This is a genomic window from Stenotrophomonas cyclobalanopsidis, from assembly GCF_008710035.1.
In the GTDB taxonomy this organism is placed as follows: Bacteria; Pseudomonadota; Gammaproteobacteria; order Xanthomonadales; family Xanthomonadaceae; genus Stenotrophomonas; species Stenotrophomonas cyclobalanopsidis.
The window spans coordinates 1-17,498 of the sequence record NZ_VYKI01000021.1 but is presented as its reverse complement, the minus strand read 5'-3'; the positions used below and the strand labels follow the sequence as shown (position 1 = coordinate 17,498).

At 67.1% G+C, this 17,498-nt stretch carries 13 protein-coding genes and 1 riboswitch; of the genes, 7 read left to right on the top strand and 6 right to left on the bottom strand.

All coding sequences use genetic code 11. From position 1 onward, the window contains the following. Window positions 1–167: 167 nt before the first annotated feature. The 3 genes from FJU31_RS14595 to metX are packed head-to-tail and all read right to left on the bottom strand — an operon-like array spanning window position 168 to window position 3,495. Entirely contained in the window at window positions 168–1,235 is a 1,068-nt protein-coding gene (locus tag FJU31_RS14595; RefSeq protein ID WP_150455390.1) for a homoserine dehydrogenase family protein, read from the bottom strand. Continuing rightward, window positions 1,232–2,467, bottom strand: a complete 1,236-nt coding sequence (locus FJU31_RS14590) for an O-succinylhomoserine (thiol)-lyase (protein WP_150455389.1) — start codon at window positions 2,465–2,467, stop codon at window positions 1,232–1,234. The genes FJU31_RS14595 and FJU31_RS14590 overlap by 4 nt, the downstream gene beginning before the upstream one ends. Further along, the gene (gene metX, locus FJU31_RS14585; protein WP_150455388.1) at window positions 2,464–3,495 is read right to left on the bottom strand and encodes a homoserine O-succinyltransferase MetX; all 1,032 of its coding nucleotides are present in this window, start codon (window positions 3,493–3,495) and stop codon (window positions 2,464–2,466) included. Before metX ends, FJU31_RS14590 begins: the two co-directional genes overlap by 4 nt. 77 nt (window positions 3,496–3,572) lie before the next feature. After that, window positions 3,573–3,691, bottom strand: a riboswitch (SAM riboswitch). A 148-nt stretch (window positions 3,692–3,839) separates the two neighbouring features. Between metX and FJU31_RS14580 the strand changes: the two genes are divergently transcribed. From FJU31_RS14580 to FJU31_RS14565, 4 genes are all read left to right on the top strand, one after another. Further along, on the top strand, window positions 3,840–4,724 hold the full coding sequence (locus tag FJU31_RS14580) for a M23 family metallopeptidase (RefSeq protein WP_150455387.1): 885 nt from the start codon (window positions 3,840–3,842) through the stop codon (window positions 4,722–4,724). A gap of 66 nt (window positions 4,725–4,790) precedes the next feature. Continuing rightward, on the top strand, window positions 4,791–6,395 hold the full coding sequence (locus FJU31_RS14575; RefSeq protein WP_108769659.1) for a peptide chain release factor 3: 1,605 nt from the start codon (window positions 4,791–4,793) through the stop codon (window positions 6,393–6,395). A gap of 153 nt (window positions 6,396–6,548) precedes the next feature. After that, the gene (trhA, locus tag FJU31_RS14570) at window positions 6,549–7,187 is read left to right on the top strand and encodes a PAQR family membrane homeostasis protein TrhA (protein ID WP_150455386.1); all 639 of its coding nucleotides are present in this window, start codon (window positions 6,549–6,551) and stop codon (window positions 7,185–7,187) included. An 82-nt stretch (window positions 7,188–7,269) separates the two neighbouring features. Further along, window positions 7,270–9,264 (top strand): AsmA family protein, encoded by a 1,995-nt coding sequence (locus FJU31_RS14565; protein WP_150455385.1) that lies wholly within the window; start codon window positions 7,270–7,272, stop codon window positions 9,262–9,264. 370 nt (window positions 9,265–9,634) lie between these two features. On the opposite strand, the gene FJU31_RS14560 is transcribed toward FJU31_RS14565, so the two are convergent. From FJU31_RS14560 to mtgA, 3 genes are all read right to left on the bottom strand, one after another. After that, on the bottom strand, window positions 9,635–10,066 hold the full coding sequence (locus FJU31_RS14560; protein WP_150455384.1) for a CBS domain-containing protein: 432 nt from the start codon (window positions 10,064–10,066) through the stop codon (window positions 9,635–9,637). Beyond that, window positions 10,026–11,045, bottom strand: a complete 1,020-nt coding sequence (locus FJU31_RS14555; RefSeq protein WP_150455383.1) for a glycosyltransferase family 2 protein — start codon at window positions 11,043–11,045, stop codon at window positions 10,026–10,028. The genes FJU31_RS14560 and FJU31_RS14555 overlap by 41 nt, the downstream gene beginning before the upstream one ends. 387 nt (window positions 11,046–11,432) lie before the next feature. After that, on the bottom strand, window positions 11,433–12,188 hold the full coding sequence (gene mtgA / locus FJU31_RS14550; protein WP_150455382.1) for a monofunctional biosynthetic peptidoglycan transglycosylase: 756 nt from the start codon (window positions 12,186–12,188) through the stop codon (window positions 11,433–11,435). 77 nt (window positions 12,189–12,265) lie between these two features. On the opposite strand from mtgA, the gene hslO reads away from it, so the two are divergent. From hslO to FJU31_RS14535, 3 genes are all read left to right on the top strand, one after another. Beyond that, window positions 12,266–13,159: an Hsp33 family molecular chaperone HslO gene (gene hslO, locus FJU31_RS14545; RefSeq protein ID WP_150455381.1), complete on the top strand. Its 894-nt coding sequence runs from the start codon at window positions 12,266–12,268 to the stop codon at window positions 13,157–13,159. Between the two features lie 119 nt (window positions 13,160–13,278). Beyond that, window positions 13,279–14,136, top strand: a complete 858-nt coding sequence (locus FJU31_RS14540) for an XOO1806 family protein (protein ID WP_150455380.1) — start codon at window positions 13,279–13,281, stop codon at window positions 14,134–14,136. 380 nt (window positions 14,137–14,516) lie between these two features. Further along, a complete protein-coding gene (locus FJU31_RS14535; RefSeq protein ID WP_150455379.1) occupies window positions 14,517–17,354 on the top strand; it encodes a TonB-dependent receptor domain-containing protein in 2,838 nt (945 codons plus the stop codon). Window positions 17,355–17,498: the final 144 nt, after the last annotated feature.

Genomic DNA, 17,498 nt, shown 5'->3' with positions numbered 1-17,498 from the left:
GCGCAGGGCCGGCCATGTAAGGCGCAGCCGAGCATAGGCTCGGCTCTACAGAATGGCGGGCAGCCGAGCATGGGCTCGGCTCTACGAAGTTTCTGATCCGCCGGGCACGCTCCGGCGGACATGGACGGTAGCGCCGGGCCATGCCCGGCGAGCGCAGCGGCAGGCCGTCAGCCCGCAATCCGCAGCACGTCATCCAGCAGCGCCGCAGCGGTGACTTCCGCACCGGCGCCCGGGCCCTGGATCAGCAGCGGTTGCTGGCGGTAGCGATCGCTGTGGATGGCCACGCGGTTATCCGTACCCGCCCCCTGTGCCAGCGGATGGTCGGCCGGCAGTTCACGCAGTCCCACCTGTGCGCCACCGGCATCGACACGGCCGACGAAACGCAGCACGCGGCCCTGCGCGTGCGCCTGCTGCCAGCGCGCCTGCAGCGGGGCATCCAGTTGTTCCAGCGCGGCCAACGCCTCAGCCAATGGCAAGGCTGCCAGCGCCGCCGGCACCAGCGACTCCACCTGCACCTGCGCCGCATCCAGCGCCAGCCCGCTGCTGCGGGCCAGAATCAGCAGCTTGCGCCGCACATCCTCGCCGGACAGGTCCACGCGCGGATCCGGTTCGGTATAGCCGGCGTCCAGCGCTTCACGCACCGCCAGCGAAAACGGTGAACGGCCGTCGTAGCGATGGAACAGCCAGGCCAGCGATCCGGACAGCACGCCTTCGATGGCATGGATATGGTCGCCGCCAGCCACCAGCGTGCGCAGGCTGCTCAGCAACGGCAGGCCGGCACCGACGGTGGCGCTGTCGCCGTAACGCGCACCGCTGTCGGCGCAGCTTTCGGCGATGGCCTGCGCGCGCGCCAGCTGCGCACCGCGGCCCAGCTTGTTGGCCGTCACCACGTGCACGCCGCGGGCCAGCCACTGCACGTGGCGTGCGGCCACGTCCTCGCTGGCGGTGGCATCGACCACCACGTCGCCGCGTTCCAGCCCTTCGGTGCTGGCCCACGGTGGCGAGCTCTGCCCGTCGCGCGGCGCGCGTCGGGCCAGTTCCAGCGGCAGCGCCAGGTCGCGGTCGATGGCCAGCGCCGTGCGCGAATTGGCCAGCCACTGCACGCTGGGCAGGTCCAGCCCGCGCGCCTGCAGCGCTTGGTAGCGCTGCACGAAGGCAGTGCCCACCGTGCCGGTGCCGAGCAGGGCCAGGCGGCCACCGCCCAGCGCGGGAATCTCAGCGGCCAGCGCGCTCATGCATCCACCACCTGTTTGCGGCGCACGCCAGCGCCGATCACCGCTTCGGCGCGCTGCAGCGCGGCGTCGAGGTCGGCCAGCAGGTCACGCTCAGCTTCGATGCCCACCGACAGGCGCAGCAGGCCTTCGCTGATGCCAGCGGCGGCACGTGCTTCGGCGGTCATCGCCGCATGGGTCATGGTGGCCGGGTGCGCGACCAGGCTTTCGACGCCGCCCAGCGATTCGGCCAGCGTGAAGTAGCGCAGGCCATCTACGAAGGCGCGCACCGCCGCCTGCGGATCCTCGCCCTCGCAGGCCGCCAGTTCGAAGGACAGCATGGCGCCGAAACCACTCTGCTGGCGCGCGGCGATGGCGTGGCCGGAATGGTCGGCCAGACCGGGGTAGTAGACACGTGCCACGGCCGGATGCGCATCCAGCAGGGCCACGATCGAGGCGGTGTTCTCCTGGTGCGCGCGCAGGCGTGCATCCAGCGTGCGCAGGCCGCGCAGGGTCAGGAAGGCATCGAACGGCGAACCAGTCAGGCCCAGCGCGTTGCCCCACCACACCAGCTGCTCGTGCACCGCCGGGTCGCGCGCGATCACCGCGCCGCCGACCACGTCACTGTGGCCGTTGATGTACTTGGTGGTCGAATGCAGCACCACGTCGGCACCGAACGACAGCGGCTGCTGCAGGGCCGGCGACAGGAAGGTGTTGTCCACCACGACAAGCGCACCGGCCTTGTGCGCGGCATCGATGACAAAGCGCAGGTCGGTGATGCGCAACAGCGGGTTGGACGGCGTTTCCACCAGCACCAGCTTCGGCTGGCTGGCCAGCGCCTGGGCCAGCGCACGCGGGTCGGTGAGGTCGGCGGTGACCAAGGTGAAGTGGCCCTTCCTGGCCAGTGCATTGAACAGGCGCCAGCTGCCGCCGTACGCATCGTGCGGCACCACCAGGGTATCGCCCGGCTCCAGCAGTGCGTTCAGCACCAGGTTGATCGCGCCCATGCCGGTGGCGGTGATGACGCCGCCAGCGCCGCCTTCCAGTTCGGCCAGTGCTTCGCCCAGCAGGTCGCGGGTCGGGTTGCCGCTGCGCGTGTAGTCGTACTGCCGCTTGTTGCCGAAGCCATCGAAACTGAAGTTCGACGACAGCACGATCGGCGGGGTGACCGCACCGTGGGCGGTGTCGCGGTCGATGCCGGCGCGGACAGCAGCAGTGGTGCGGCTACAGGACGGCTCATTGGCGTACAGGCTCATGCGGACTCTCCAGAAGTGCGGAAGGCGGTAGCGAGGATCGCGTCGATGCGATCGGTTTCTTTGAGGAAGGCGTCGTGGCCGTAGGGCGAGCGCAGCACGCGCAGGCTGCCGCGCGGGCCCAGCCCTTCGACCAGGCCGACCAGGTCGGCCAGCGGCACCAGGCGGTCGCCTTCCACGGCCACCACCACGGTGGGCGGCAGGATGGCGGCAGGGTCCACGCGGTGCAGGTCGATCGATTCGGACAGCCGCAGGTAGGCGGTCACCGGCGTGCGTGCCACGTACTGCGCACCGGCGGCATCGAGGTAGTCTTCGGCGGCCACGCGCACGCGGCCGTTGACCACTTCCGGCGCCGCGTCGAAACGCTCGCCGAATTCTTCCGGGGTGCGGTAGCTGAGCATGGCGAACTGGCGGGCCAGGGCCAGGCCGTGGTCTTCGCCGCACTGCAGCTGGCCCAGCGCAACGGCACGGCGCTGCAGCGCACGCCAGGCGGCGGCATACGGATGCGGGCGGTGGGCGCCGCTGGCCAGCACCAGCTGGCGCACGCGGCTGCGGTGGCGGATCGCGAACTGCTGGCCGACCAGCGCACCATAGGAATAGCCGACGAAGGCCTTCAGCACGCGGATGCCGAGATGGTCCAGCAGCAGCGCCAGTGCATCGGCCTGGTCGGCGGTATCGATCGGCACGTCCAGCGCGCCATCGGCACCGATGAAATCGAAGGCCAGCACGCGCAGCTGCTGCGGATCCAGCGCGCGTCCGCTGCCGACCAGGCCTTCGGCCCAGCCCTTTTCGCTGAACTGTGCACTGGCGGCGACGTGGCGGTGGGCGGAGATGCCACCGGCCAGCACCACCACCGGCGCGTTGGCCGGCCCCACCCACTCGTAGCGCAGGCGCACCGGGCTGGCCCCGGCGTGGCGCATCGACAGCACCGCGGCGAACTCGCCGCGCTCGGCACGCACGCGGTCACCGACCGGCACGCTGACGGGGACAAAGGATTCGGGACGGGCGGCGGTGCTGGGGGCGAAGCTCATGGCGGGATCCGTGTGTGGAATCGGCCATCGAGCCTTCGCGGGGCTCGCGTTCGAGATGCACGTGCGGTGCATGGTTCGAACCATCTTTCGGTGGACGCCACGGTCCCCGCAGGATTTGGCACCTACGCGGACGCTTTCGCGTCTGCGGGCTGCCCCGGCTTCAAAGGGCCTGTCCCTCTGCCGGTCTCGATGGTGGAGCCACGATGCCAGCCCTTTCCGCCACTGTCAATCCCTTCATGCGGATAAAGCGATGGAATAAATGAACCGCCATTCCGGGAACTGCGCCCGGTCCCCGTGTTCAGGATCCGCTACAGTCCCCAGCGCCCTTTCCGCTGGATCCGTCGATGCCCCGCCTGCCCCTGTCCTGCCTGCTGCTGCCCCTGCTGGCCAGCGCAACCGTCCACGCAAGTGACTGGCGCCAGGGCTGGGGACTGGTGCCGAAGTCCGGCACCGCTGCGGCCGGTGACGACTCCCCGCAGGCCGCGCCGACCACCCAGCTGCGACTGCAGGCAATGGGCGGGCAATGGCAGGCGCGCATCGACAATCCCTTGGCCGGCCCGGTGCAGATCGAACTGCGGCCGGCGCCCGGTGGCGCCATCGAGGGCCTGCCGGTGCGTTCACTGGTGCAGGGCGGTGGCAGCCTGGTGATCGGCCACCTGCCAGCCCCGGCCGATGGCCGCAGCCTGGAGGTGCGCCTGCAGTCGGTGCCGGGCAACCCCGCCGCGCGGGCCGAGGACGTGGCCTACCGGCTGCCCTTCCAGGCGCCACGGCTGCGCGTGGACCAGGCCCCGAACGGACGCTTCAGCCACCAGGACGAAGAGAACCGCGACGCGGTGGATTTCGCCCTGCCCGAGGCCACCCTGGTGATGGCTGCGCGCGAGGGCACGGTGATGCAGGTGCAGGATGGCTTCAAGGCCAACGGCCAGGACCGCAGGCGCGATGCCGGCCGTGCCAATTTCATCCGCATCCTGCACAGCGACGGCAGCATGGCGCTGTACGGCCACCTGCAGGCGGGCGGCATGCGCGTGCGGCCCGGCCAGGCGGTGCAGGCCGGGCAGCCGATCGGGTTGTCCGGCAACAGTGGCTACAGCACCGCGCCGCACCTGCACTTCGTGGTCCAGGTCAACCGCGGCATGGGCCTGCGCTCGCTGCCGGTGCGTATTTTCACCGCGCAGGGCCAGCTGCAGTTCGCCCGCCAGGGCGAGGCCGACGGCGCCACCGGGCGCTGACCGGCCCCGGCCGGTATAATCGGGCGCTTATCTCTTTGAAAAGCGCCCCGGGCGGGCGCCACTGCCATGTCCGAAGTCGCCAACGAAGCGTCGCGTCGCCGCACCTTCGCCATCATTTCCCACCCTGACGCCGGCAAGACCACGCTGACCGAAAAGCTGCTGCTGTTCGGCGGTGCGATCCAGATGGCCGGTTCGGTGAAGGGCCGCAAGGCCGCCCGCCACGCGACGTCCGACTGGATGGCGCTGGAAAAGGAGCGCGGCATCTCCGTCACCTCCTCGGTGATGCAGTTCCCGTACGAAGGCAAGATCGTCAACCTGCTCGACACCCCCGGCCACGCCGACTTCGGCGAGGACACCTATCGCGTGCTGACCGCGGTGGACTCGGCGCTGATGGTGATCGACGTGGCCAAGGGCGTGGAAGAGCGCACCATCAAGCTGATGGAAGTCTGCCGCCTGCGCGACACCCCGATCATGACCTTCATCAACAAGCTCGACCGCGAGGGCAAGGACCCGATCGAGCTGCTGGATGAAGTGGAGACCGTGCTGGGCATCCAGTGCGCCCCGGTCACCTGGCCGATCGGCATGGGCCAGCGCCTGAAGGGCGTGGTCCACCTGCTGACCGGCGAAGTGCACCTGTACGAACCGGGCCGCAACTTCACCCGCCAGGATTCGACCATCTTCCCGTCCATCGATGCGCCCGGCCTGGCCGAGAAGATCGGCGCACAGATGCTGGCCGAACTGCGCGACGAACTGGAACTGGTGCAGGGCGCCAGCCACCCGTTCGACCTGGACGCCTACCGCGCCGGCAAGCAGACCCCGGTGTTCTTCGGCTCGGGCGTGAACAACTTCGGCGTGCAGCCGCTGCTGGACTTCTTCGTCGAGCACGCCCCGCCGCCGCAGGCGCGCACCACCACCGGCCGGATCATCGCGCCGGAGGAGAACAAGCTCAGCGGCTTCGTGTTCAAGATCCAGGCCAACATGGATCCGCAGCACCGCGACCGCGTGGCGTTCATGCGCATCTGCTCGGGCCGCTTCAGCGCCGGCATGAAGACCTTCCACGTGCGTACCGGCAAGGACATGAAGCTGGCCAACGCACTGACCTTCATGGCCAGCGACCGCGAGATCGCCGCCGAAGCGTGGCCGGGCGATGTCATCGGTATCCACAACCACGGCACCATCTCCATCGGCGATACCTTCACCGAAGGCGAAGCGGTCACCTTCACCGGCATCCCCAACTTCGCCCCGGAACTGTTCCGCCGCGCGCGCCTGCGTGATCCGCTCAAGCTCAAGCAGCTGCAGAAGGGCCTGGCCCAGCTGTCCGAGGAAGGCGCGACCCAGTTCTTCCGCCCGCTCACCAGCAACGACCTGATCCTGGGTGCGGTGGGTGTGCTGCAGTTCGACGTGGCCGCCTACCGCCTGAAGGACGAGTACGGCGTGGAAGCGACCTTCGAGCAGGTCAGCGTCTCCACCGCACGCTGGGTCCACTGCAGCAACGAGAAAAAGCTGGAGGAGTTCCGCGAGAAGAACGCGCTGAACCTGGCCTTGGACGCCGCCGGCCACCTGGTCTACCTGGCCCCGACCCGGGTCAACCTGCAGCTGGCCCAGGAACGCTCGCCGGACGTGCGCTTCTCGGCCACCCGCGAAGCGGCACACACCGTCCCGGCGGGTTGATGCAAGGGGACAGATCCGCGCCCCGGTAGATCCACGCCATGCGTGGATAGGCGCGGATTCATCCCCCATACGGTGACGGGGGTGCAAGCGCCCGCCATCGCGGCGATGATAGGGGGGCTGCGGGTCCCCCTCCCCGCGAATACCGTCATTGCCATGTCCTCCACGACTGCTGCCTCCATCCGTGAAGAAATCGCCAGCGCCCTGACCCACGGGCTCGGCGCCGTGTTCGCGCTGGCCGCCAGCGCCGTCCTGATCACCTTGGCCGCCATCTATGGCGACGGCTGGCAGCTTGCCAGCGCCATCGTGTTCGGTATCGCCCTGCTGCTGCTGTACACCGCCTCCACCCTGTACCACGCCATCCAGCACCCCACGGCCAAGGGCCGCCTGAAGGTCTTCGACCACTGCGCGATCTACGTGCTGATTGCCGGCACCTACACCCCGTTCACCCTGATCGGCCTGCGCGGGCCCTGGGGCTGGGGCCTGTTCACCGCCATCTGGGCGCTGGCCCTGGGCGGCGTGGTGTTCAAGCTGTTCTATACCGGCCGCTTCAAGGCGCTTTCCACCGGCATCTACATCGCGATGGGCTGGCTGGTGATCGTGGCGATCAAGCCGATGTGGGCCTCCATCGACGGCGGGACCCTGGCCTGGCTGTTCGCCGGCGGCCTGTCCTACACGCTGGGCACCTACTTCTACCATCGCGAATCGATCCCCTATTCGCATGCGATCTGGCACCTGTTCGTGATCGGCGGCAGCGTCTGCCACTTCGTCGCGGTGACCATGCAGATCCTCTAATCCTGCCTCCACGGGCCCGTGTGCACACCATGCACATGAGCGCTTCGCGCCCCGTCCACCGGGATGGGGCAACCATGGCAGTGTGAATGCTGCCCCTTCCCCTGCCCCTTCTGCACCGCGCCCTTCGCGCTGGCGCCTCCAACGTCCCAGCCCCCGTGGCCAGCGCTGGTTGGCCGTGCTGGTGTTCCTGCTGGCCGCAGTGCTCATCCTCATCGCGCTATGGGACTGGAACTGGTTCAAGGGGCCGGTGGAACGCGCGGTGCAGGCCCGCACCGGCCGCGCCCTGCACATCGGCCACCTGGATGTCGACCTTGGCCGCACCAGCACGATCCGCGCCGATGCGATCACCTTCGCCAATGCCTCGTGGTCGAAGCAGGCCACCATGGCCAATGCCGACCGCGTGGAGATCGACGTCCGCGTCTGGCCCCTGCTTCGTGGCAGCATCCAGCTGCCGGAAGTACGCCTGACCCGCCCCGACGTGCTGCTGGAAGCCGCCCCGCGCAAGGGCGAGGCCGGCAACTGGGATTTCCTGCCGGCCAGCGATGGCAAGAGCGCGCTGCAACTGAAGGGCCTGCGCATCGACGACGGGCGCCTGCAGTACCTGGACGCCTTGGGCCGCACCGACATCCGCGTCGGCGTGCGCAGCGGCGAACCGACCACCACTGCGCACAAACGGGCCGACACCGCCCCGCCGCTGCTGGTGAAGGGCCAGGGCCGCTGGCAGGGCAATCCGTTCACCCTCAGCGGCGGCACCGAATCACCGCTGCAGCTGACCGACAGCGCGCATCCCTTCCGCATCCACCTCGATGGCCGTGCCGGCAGTACCCATGCTGTGGCCACCGGCACGCTGACCAACCCGTTCGCGCTGCAGGTGTTCGACCTGCAGTTCGCACTCAGTGGCCAGGACCTGGCCGACCTCTACCCGCTGCTGGGCATCGCCATCCCGCCCTCGCCGCCGTATGCGCTCGATGGCCGGCTCAAGCGCGACCACAACGTGTGGCGCTACGAAGGGTTCACCGGCAAGGTCGGCGACAGCGACCTGGGCGGCAACCTGCAGTTCGAGGTGGGCCGCGACCGTCCGCGCCTGACTGCCACGCTGGAATCGCGCCGGCTCGATTTCGATGACCTCGCCGGCTTCGTCGGCGCTCCGCCGAAGACCGGCGGCGGCGAAACCGCCAATGCCGAACAGAAGGCGCAGGCCGCCCAGGTCGCCGCCAGTCCGCGCGTGCTGCCCGACACCCCCTACAACCTGGGCAAGCTGCGCGCGATGGATGCCGACGTGCGCTGGAAGGCCCACCGTATCAACGCGCCCTCGCTGCCGCTTGACGACATGGACGCACACCTGTTGCTGGACGACGGCGTGCTGCGGCTGGATCCGCTGAACTTCGGCGTGGCCGGCGGTGACATCCGCAGCACCATCCGCATGGACGCACGCCAGCCGCAGATCGCCACGGCGCTGAAGGCCAGCGTGCGCGGCGTGCAGCTGGGCCAGCTGTTCCCGGATGCGAAGCTGGCCGAGCAGGCCAAGGGTGGCATCAGCGGCCAGATCGACCTGAGCGGCCGCGGCAATTCCATTGCCGCCATGCTCGGCGGCAGCAGCGGCGATGTCGGCGTGGCGATGGGGCGTGGCCATGTCGGCAATCTGGTGATGGAGCTGGCCGGCCTGGACATCACCGAGTCGCTGAAATTCCTGTTCACCGGTGACCGGCAGATTCCGCTGCGCTGCGCCTTCGCTGATTTCGGCGTGCGCGATGGCCTGATGACCAGCCGTGCGTTGGCGGTGGACACCACCGACACGATCATCATCGGCGAAGGCACCGTGAGCCTGCGCGATGAGCGGATGGATCTGCTACTGAAGCCGCGTCCGAAGGACAAGAGCATCCTGGTGCTGCGCTCGCCACTGCGTATCGGCGGCACGTTCAAGGATCCATCGTTCCGCCCGGACTTCAAGGCACTCGGCCTGCGCGGCGCGGTGGCCCTGGCACTGGGCAGCATCGCCCCGCCGGCAGCGCTGCTGGCCACGATTGAAACGGGGCCGGGCAAGGATGCCAACTGTGGTGGGCAGTACGCGAAGTAAAAGCGGTTGCTCGCGGCGCCTTCCGGTTCATGGGTGAGGCGAAGGGCTATCGCAGGCAGGAGACGGGGTAAATACGTCCATGTAGCTCGTAGGCGCCATCCTTGGCGCCCACGGTCCTGCCTGCGACACCCCTCAGCCTCCGGACAGTTTCCTGCGCGCGCGGAACGAGAGCGGAAATTCAAAAGAAAAAAGCGAAAAGCAGAATCAAAAGCTGTGCCAACCAAGGTTGGCAGCTACCAGAAGCGGGTGATCGGCGCTGAAACGCACCGCACTCGCAGGAACGTGTGCAGAGGCGGAGGGCACTGCTGTTGAGCTCTGGCTCCGGCTTCAGGAAGCGGGCCGGCGGGCTGCAAGCCCGCCAGCGAAAAACTCAGCCGGCCACGATGTACTGCTGCAGCTGATCCAACTCCCGCCGCTGCGCATCGATCACCGCCTTCACCAGGTCGCCGATGGAGATCACCCCCAGCACCGACCCTTTCTCCACCACCGGCAGGTGGCGGATGCGGTAATCGGTCACCAGCTGCAGGCAGTGTTCCACCTGCTCACCCGGCGACACCGTCACCACCTTCGCCGTCATGATCTCGGACACCGCCGTATCGCGCGAGGAACGATCATGCAACACGATCTTGCGCGCGTAATCGCGCTCGGACAGGATGCCGACCAGTCGCGGCCCGTCCATCACCAGCACCGCGCCGATGCCCTTCTGGGCCATCAGCCGGATCGCATCGATCACCGCCGCGCCGGGCGCGACCGCGTGTACTTCAGGGGACTTGCCGTCCAACAGTTGCCGTACCGACGTCATCTGCCTGCCCTCCCAGGGTGGGTTGCAGGCCCGAGTCTGCCACGGAAGGTGCTAGCCACGCGTCAACCAGGTACAGGGGCCGCTGCTTGGACTCCTCGTACAGGCGGCCCAGGTACTCGCCGATCAGCCCCAGCGCGATCAGCTGCACGCCGCCCAGGAACAGGATCACCGCCATCATCGTCGGCCAGCCCGCCACCCGATCGCCGTACAGCGCCGCCTTGATGATCACCCAGACGCCGAACACGAACGCCGCCGCCGCGGTCGCCAGGCCCAGGTAGGTGGCCGCCCGCAGCGGCACGGTCGAGAACCCGGTGATGCCTTCCAGTGCGAAATTCCACAGGTTCCAGAGGCTGAACTTGCTGTTGCCGGCCAACCGCGCGTGGCGGTGGTAGGGCACGGCCACGCGACGGAAGCCCACCCAGCTGAAAAGGCCTTTCATGAAGCGATGGCGCTCGCGCATCTCGCGCAGCGCACTCAGCGCCCGCGGCGACAGCAGGCGGAAATCGCCGGTGTCGGCGGGGATCGGCGTGCGCGACAGCTGGCCGATCACGCGGTAGAACATGGCCGCCGTGGCCCGCTTGCTCCAGCTTTCGCCGTCGCGCACCTTGCGCGTGCCGTACACGTTGTCATAGCCCTTTTTCCAGTGCGCGACGAAGGTCGGCACCAGTTCCGGCGGATCCTGGCCATCGGCATCGAGGATCATCGCAGCGCCTTCGCGCACCTGGTCCAGGCCGGCGGTCAGCGCGGCCTCCTTGCCGAAGTTGCGCGACAGCCGCAGGGCCGAGACACGCGGGTCGGGATGGGCGAGGTGTTCGATCACCGCCCAGGTGGCGTCGGTGCTGCCGTCATCGACATACAGGATGTGGCCGTCGACATCGTCCAGCGCGTCGAGCACAGCGCACAGGCGCGGGTGCAGCTGGGGCAGCGCCAGTTCCTCGTTGTGGGCGGCAATGACGAAGGTCAGGCGTTGGCGGCTCATGCCTGGATTGTACGTCGCTGGCGGGCTTGCAGCCCGCCGGCCCGCCTAAAGCAACGGCAACGGCAGGAGCAGCGCCTTCCTGATACGTGCGTGAGGCGGAGGGCACATTCCCGCGAGCGCGGTGCATCTCAATGCCGATCATCCGCCTTTGGTAGCTGCCAACCTTGGTTGGCACAGCTTTTGATCCTGCTCTTCTTTTGATTTTGAATTTCCGCTCTCGTTCCGCGCGCGCAGGAAACTGTCCGGAGGCGGAGGGCTACCGCAGGCAGGACCGTAGGCGCCATGGACGGCGCCTACGAGCTACATGGACGTATTTACCGCGTGTCCTGCCTGCGGTAGCCCTCCGCCTCACACATGAACCGGAAGGCGCCGCGAAACGATCAACCGTTACTCCTCCAGATACCCCGCCCCACCCAGCTGCCGGGCCTGCCGCTGTATCCACGTCGCCCGCCGCTGCACGTACGGACCCGGCTTGGCCGCGTTGTACCGCCGCGGCGCCGGCAGCACCGCCGCCAGCCGGGCACTTTCACCCGGTGCCAGCCGCGCCGCGTCCTTGCCCCAGAATTCCTGCGCCGCCGCCTGCGCGCCATACACGCCATCGCCGAACTCGGCGATGTTGGCGTACATCTCCAGGATGCGTTCCTTCGGCCAGAACGCCTCGATCAGCACCGTGTACCAGACCTCCAGACCCTTGCGGATCCAGCTGCGGCCCTGCCAGAGGAACAGGTTCTTGGCCACCTGCTGGCTGATCGTGCTGGCGCCGCGCAGGCGCCCGCCCCTGGCATTGTGGTCTCGCGCCTTCTCGATGGCCTGCAGGTCGAACCCATTGTGCTCCGGGAAGCGCTGGTCCTCGGCGGCCACCAGCGAGATCGGCAGGCTCGGTGCCATCTGGTCCAGGTCGCGCCACTGGTAATGCAGACGGTAGGACCAGTCGCCCTCGCCCAGTGCCTCGCCATAGCGCCACAGCATCACCGTGGACAGCGGCGGGTCGATGAAGCGCAGCACCAGCACCTGCAGGCAGCTGAAGCCCACGAACAGTGCCGGCAGCCACAGCAGCCGCTTCCAGCGCCAGCGTCGGCGGGCCGGCGTGGTCGCCATGGCCTGCCCGGCCTCCACCTTGTCCTGCTCTCCCCCTGCCCCCATTACTGGTGCATCCTTCTCATGCCTGGTTGTCGGCGCATTATCCGGCAACCGCCCCTGTTTACGCGCGATGTGAGCCGATGACCGCCCAAACCGATTCCCTGATCCGCTTCCTGCTGCCCGACGCCGGCGTCCGTGGCGTGCACGTGCAACTGCAGGCCACCTGGCAGGAAATCCTGTCCCACGCCGTGTACCCGGACAACGCCGCCGAACTGCTCGGCGAGGCCTGCGTGGCCTCGGCCCTGTTCACCGGCCACACCAAGGTGGACGGCCGCCTGTCCATCCAGCTGCGCAGCACCACCGGCCTGCGCACCCTGTTCGCCGAGTGCACCGCCGCCGGCACCCTGCGCGGCATCGCCCAGCTGGCCGAAGGCGCCGACGCGCCGCGCGACCTGTCCAGCCTGGGCAGCGACGCGCTGCTGGCGATCACCATCGAGAATCCCGGTCTGGACCCGCGCGAACCCCAGCGCTACCAGAGCCTGGTCGGCCTGACCGCGCCGGCGCTGGATGAGGCCTTCGAGGACTACTTCCGCCAGTCCGAACAGCTGCCGACCCGCCTGCTGCTTGCTGCCGACCGCAACGGCGCCATGGGCCTGCTGCTGCAGAAGCTGCCCGGCGACGAAGGCGACGACGACGGCTGGGCCCGCGCCAGCGCCCTGTTCGACACGCTGGGCAAGGCCGAACTGCTGGCCACCCCGGCCGAGCAGATGCTGCACCGCCTGTTCCACGAGGAGAAACCGGAACTGATGGGCAGCAAGCCGCTGGCCTTCGGCTGCTCCTGTTCGCACGAGCGGGTCGCCTCGATGCTGGTCTCCCTCGGCGAGGAGGAAGCCCGCGCGGCCGCCGAAGACACCGGCGCGGTGGAAGTCCGCTGCGAATTCTGCGGACGGGAGTATCACTTTCCGTTGACGGAGTTCGACATACTGTTCCACGGTGCCGAGGGGACTGTACCGGCGCCTGAACGACTTCAATGAATGAGCAGGTCTTGTGTTCTGGGGAGGATCAAGGCTTGTTAAGATTTCATAAACACCCTAGGATCGAGTTCCCGCCCCAGCGGGAACTTCCATTGTCCGTCACTGTCTGAACTGGTCCGATGCGTACTTTCCTGCGTCTACCGCTGGCCCTGCTGATCGCCCTTGGTGCGATCACGGGTGCGCATGCGCAGAGCAAGGACACCCGCACCGTGCTGCCGGTCTGGAACAAGGGCAGCGGCAAGGTCGAGGCCCTGCTGTACCTGGAACCGACCGGTGAACAGGCTGCCGGTGCCCGCTGGCACTTCGGCCGCAACTCGCTGGACGCGGCCTTCGGCCTGTCCTCCGGCGATTCGCTGGGCCTGCTGTGCAGCAACAGCAGCGGCAGCAGCATCAGCGGGTTGGCCAGCCACTGCATGCTGGCCAGTTTGGGCGATGACGATGACGCCATCGGTGCCAACAACCGCCGCCTGACCGGTACCGCCGCGCTCAACCGCGGCAACAACCGCCTGGGCATCACCGCCGGCACCAGCCGCGAGACCCTGCCGGCCTGGCTGGCCTCGCCGAACAAGACCCCGGCCCTGCGCGGCGAACAGAACGACCTGACCGTGTTCGCCCAGCGCAACATCGGCCGCGAAGGCTTCGTGTCCATCGCCGGTACCTACGCCAAGGCGCGTCTGGTGCCGATCTCCGATGCATCGCCCGCCCTGGTCGACCGGTGGGACAGCAAGAGCCTGAGCCTGGGTGCCGGCTACGGCAATTTCACCGGCAGCATCATCGGCCGCGTGGTCGACGTTCCCGGCAAGCCGGGCAAGTGGGAAGGCCTGGGCATCGGCCTGACCTGGCGCACCCCGTGGTCGGGCCAGCTGACCGTCGGCGCCGAGAACGTGGTCAGCCGCGGCAAGAATCCGTTCTCCCCGCGCAACGAAAGCAACGACGACGGCACCGTGCCGTACGTCCGCTACGAGCAGGATCTGTAAGCGGTCCAACGTCGTACGACATCGACTGGATGGACGAAGGGGCGCCTGCGGGGCGCCCTTCTTGTTTCCGCAGGTAACGCGTTCGTTAAACGCTCGCACGTTGTTACATATCGAAATATTACGAAATGTATCAACAAAAACATTTTTTCAGACGAAACGATACTCAAATGACCGAAGTGTCCCAGTCATGTACCACAAGTCATTGAATCGTAAAGATTCGCGGGTACCGGCTCGGGCTGCCACATCTGAAGTTAACGTAGCTTTAATTTTCTGGAGGGCGCCGTTACTATCGATTCAGCCTCGCGTTTTTTTGGAACGACATTTTGCGTTCCGCACGCAGGCAATAACCCAGCCAAGATTTCCTTGGAGAGAGAGAGCCAATGAACTTCAAGTCCAACAAGCTGCGTGATGCGGTCGTCATCGCGCTGGTCGCCGGTGCATCCGTCGCGACCGCCCAGGCGCAGGACGCAACCAACCTCGATCGCATCGAGGTGACCGGTTCGCGCATCCGCCAGGTCGATACCGAAACCGCCCAGCCCGTGCTGGCCATCAGCCGTGACCAGATCGAGAAGCAGGGTTTCAAGTCGGTCGCCGACATCCTGCAGAACATCTCCGCCGCCGGTTCCCCGGCCATCAGCCGCACCTCGCCGCTGAGCTCGGGTGAAGCCGTCGGTGGTTACTACATCGATCTGCGCAACCTGGGCGCCAACCGCACCCTGATCCTGATCGACGGCCGTCGCCTGGGCATCACCAACGATGGCCTGCAGGACGTTGCGTCGATTCCGGCCGCCATCGTCGAGCGCATCGAAATCCTGAAGGACGGCGCGTCGACCATCTACGGTTCGGACGCGATCGCCGGCGTGGTGAACATCATCACCCGCAAGGACTTCGAAGGCGCTGAAGCCAACGTCTATTTCGGTCAGTACGACCAGGGCGACGGCAAGCGCGAAAACTATGACTTCATCATGGGCTTCCGTGGCGAGCGTGGTTCGCTGACCGCCGGTGTGGAATACACCAACGAAGATCCGGTGTGGGCGAAGGACCGCTGGTTCTCGCGTGACCGTTTCCCGACCGGTGAAAAGAGTGCACCGCGTCCGGGTGGCCTGTCGGGCACCAGCCAGTACGGCCGCTTCATCTACAACGGCCAGGCCTACACGCTGCGCCGCGATGTCGCCGGTCTCGATCCGACCGACTTCGCCAGCTACCGCCCGGTCAACAGCGCGATCGACGTCTCCAACCCGGCGCTGGCATCGACCCTGCAGAGCGGCATCAAGCGCAAGTCGGCCTTCCTGAATGGTCGCTTCGACTTCACCGACAACGTCCGCTTTGACACCAGCGTCCTGTACACCGACCGCGACTCGTTCGCGCAGAACGCGGGCTACCCGTTCTTCAGCGAAGACTATCCGCTGGCTGGCCCGCTGTCGGCTGACAGCATCTACAACCCGGTTGGCGAGGACGTCGACTACGTCCGTCGTGGTTGGGAAGTGCCGCGCGGCGTCTTTAACAGCCTGACCACCACCCGCTTCACCGGTGTGTTCAGCGGTTCGTTCCAGACCGGCGAGCGCTTCTGGGATTGGGAAGCCGGCTATCTGTACAACCAGAACAAGGGTACCCAGGTCAGCACGGGCAACCTGAACACCTACGCCGTCGGTCAGGCCACCGGCCCGTCCTTCATCAACGCCAATGGCCAAGCACAGTGCGGCACGGCTGATTCGCCGATTCCGCTGGGCACCGGCCCTGGGGCCTGCACCCCGTGGAACCCGCTGATTCCCAACGGCTACGACTCGCCCAACAGCCTGGCCGATCCCGAAGTGCAGGCCTACCTGTACCAGCCGGGTCAGGCGCTGTCGCGCACCACGACCAAGAACTACTTCGCCAACATCGCCGGCACCATCGCAACCCTGCCGGCGGGCGATCTGGGAATGGCCATCGGCTTCGAGCGTCGTGAGGAAAGCGGTTCGTTCTCGCCCGACGCACTGGCCCAGACCGGCATCTCGACCGACCTGGCCGCCGGCCCGACTTCGGGCGGCTACAGCCTCAATGAAATCTACGCCGAGCTGCAGATCCCGATCCTGGCCGACCTGCCGGGCGCGAAGGAACTGACCGTCACCGCCGCGACCCGCTATTCGGACTACGACACCTTCGGCGACACGCTGAACAGCAAGTTCGGTCTGAAGTGGAAGCCGGTGGATTCGATCCTGGTCCGCGGCACCTGGTCCGAAGGCTTCCGTGCCCCGACCGTGGCCGATCTGTACGGCGGTATCTCGCAGACCTTCCCGCAGTACACCGATCCGTGCGACACCAGCTTCGGTTCTGCCGCAGGCAACGCACGCTGCCTGGCCGACGTGCCGGCCGGCTTCCGCCAGCCGAACACCTCCAGCAGCGGCCCGGCCCAGGGCCCGGGTGAAGCCAGCGATACGCCGTTCATCACCGGCTCGACTCCGGGTCTGACTCCGGAAACCTCCACGTCCAAGACCATCGGCGTGGTCTGGAGCCCGGGCTTCCTGACCGGCTTCAACGCCTCGCTGGACTGGTGGAACATCCGCATCGAGAACACCATCGTTGCTGACTCCCCGACCGATCTGCTGAACGATTGCTACCTGCGTGGCATCGAGTCGCGTTGCACCGGCTTCACCCGCAATGCGAACGGCAACATCACCGACCTCACCTTCGCTCTGCGTAATGCGGGCTATGTCGAAACCGAAGGCTTCGACTTCGACGTCAACTACCGCTTCGAAACCAGCTTCGGTAACTTCACGACGTCGCTGCAGAACACCTACGTCACCAAGAACGAGATCAAGCAGGACAACACGGACAACCCGCCGAGCCAGCAGAACGGCTTCGGTGGCAACTTCCGCCTCCGTTCGAACCTGACCGTGATGTGGCAGCTGGACAATCTGGCCGTCTCCTGGACCGCGCGCTACTTCTCGGGCACCAAGGAAGACTGCTACTTCGACGACCGCTGCACCCTGCCGAACTACAGCGCGCCGGATACCCAGGGCCAGATCACGCCGATGAACGAGCTGGGCTCCAACACCTTCCACGACCTGCAGGTGTCCTACAACCTGCCGTGGAATGCGACGGTGGCCGTCGGTGCCAACAACGTGTTCGACCATTGGGCGGCTCCGGCCTACTCCCAGCCGAACGCGGGCTACTCGTACTACGGTGGCTTCGAAGTGGGTCGCTTTGTGTACATGAAGTACCAGCAGAAGTTCTGATCGGTTGATTGATCATTGTGACCCGTCCTGCCATAGGTTGACACCTATGGGGTGGATGATACGGCCGCCGTCAGGCGGCCAAGGACGCCCGATGCGTCGCATCGGGCGTCTGCATTTTAAGGGACAGGTGGGGTCGCTCGGCGT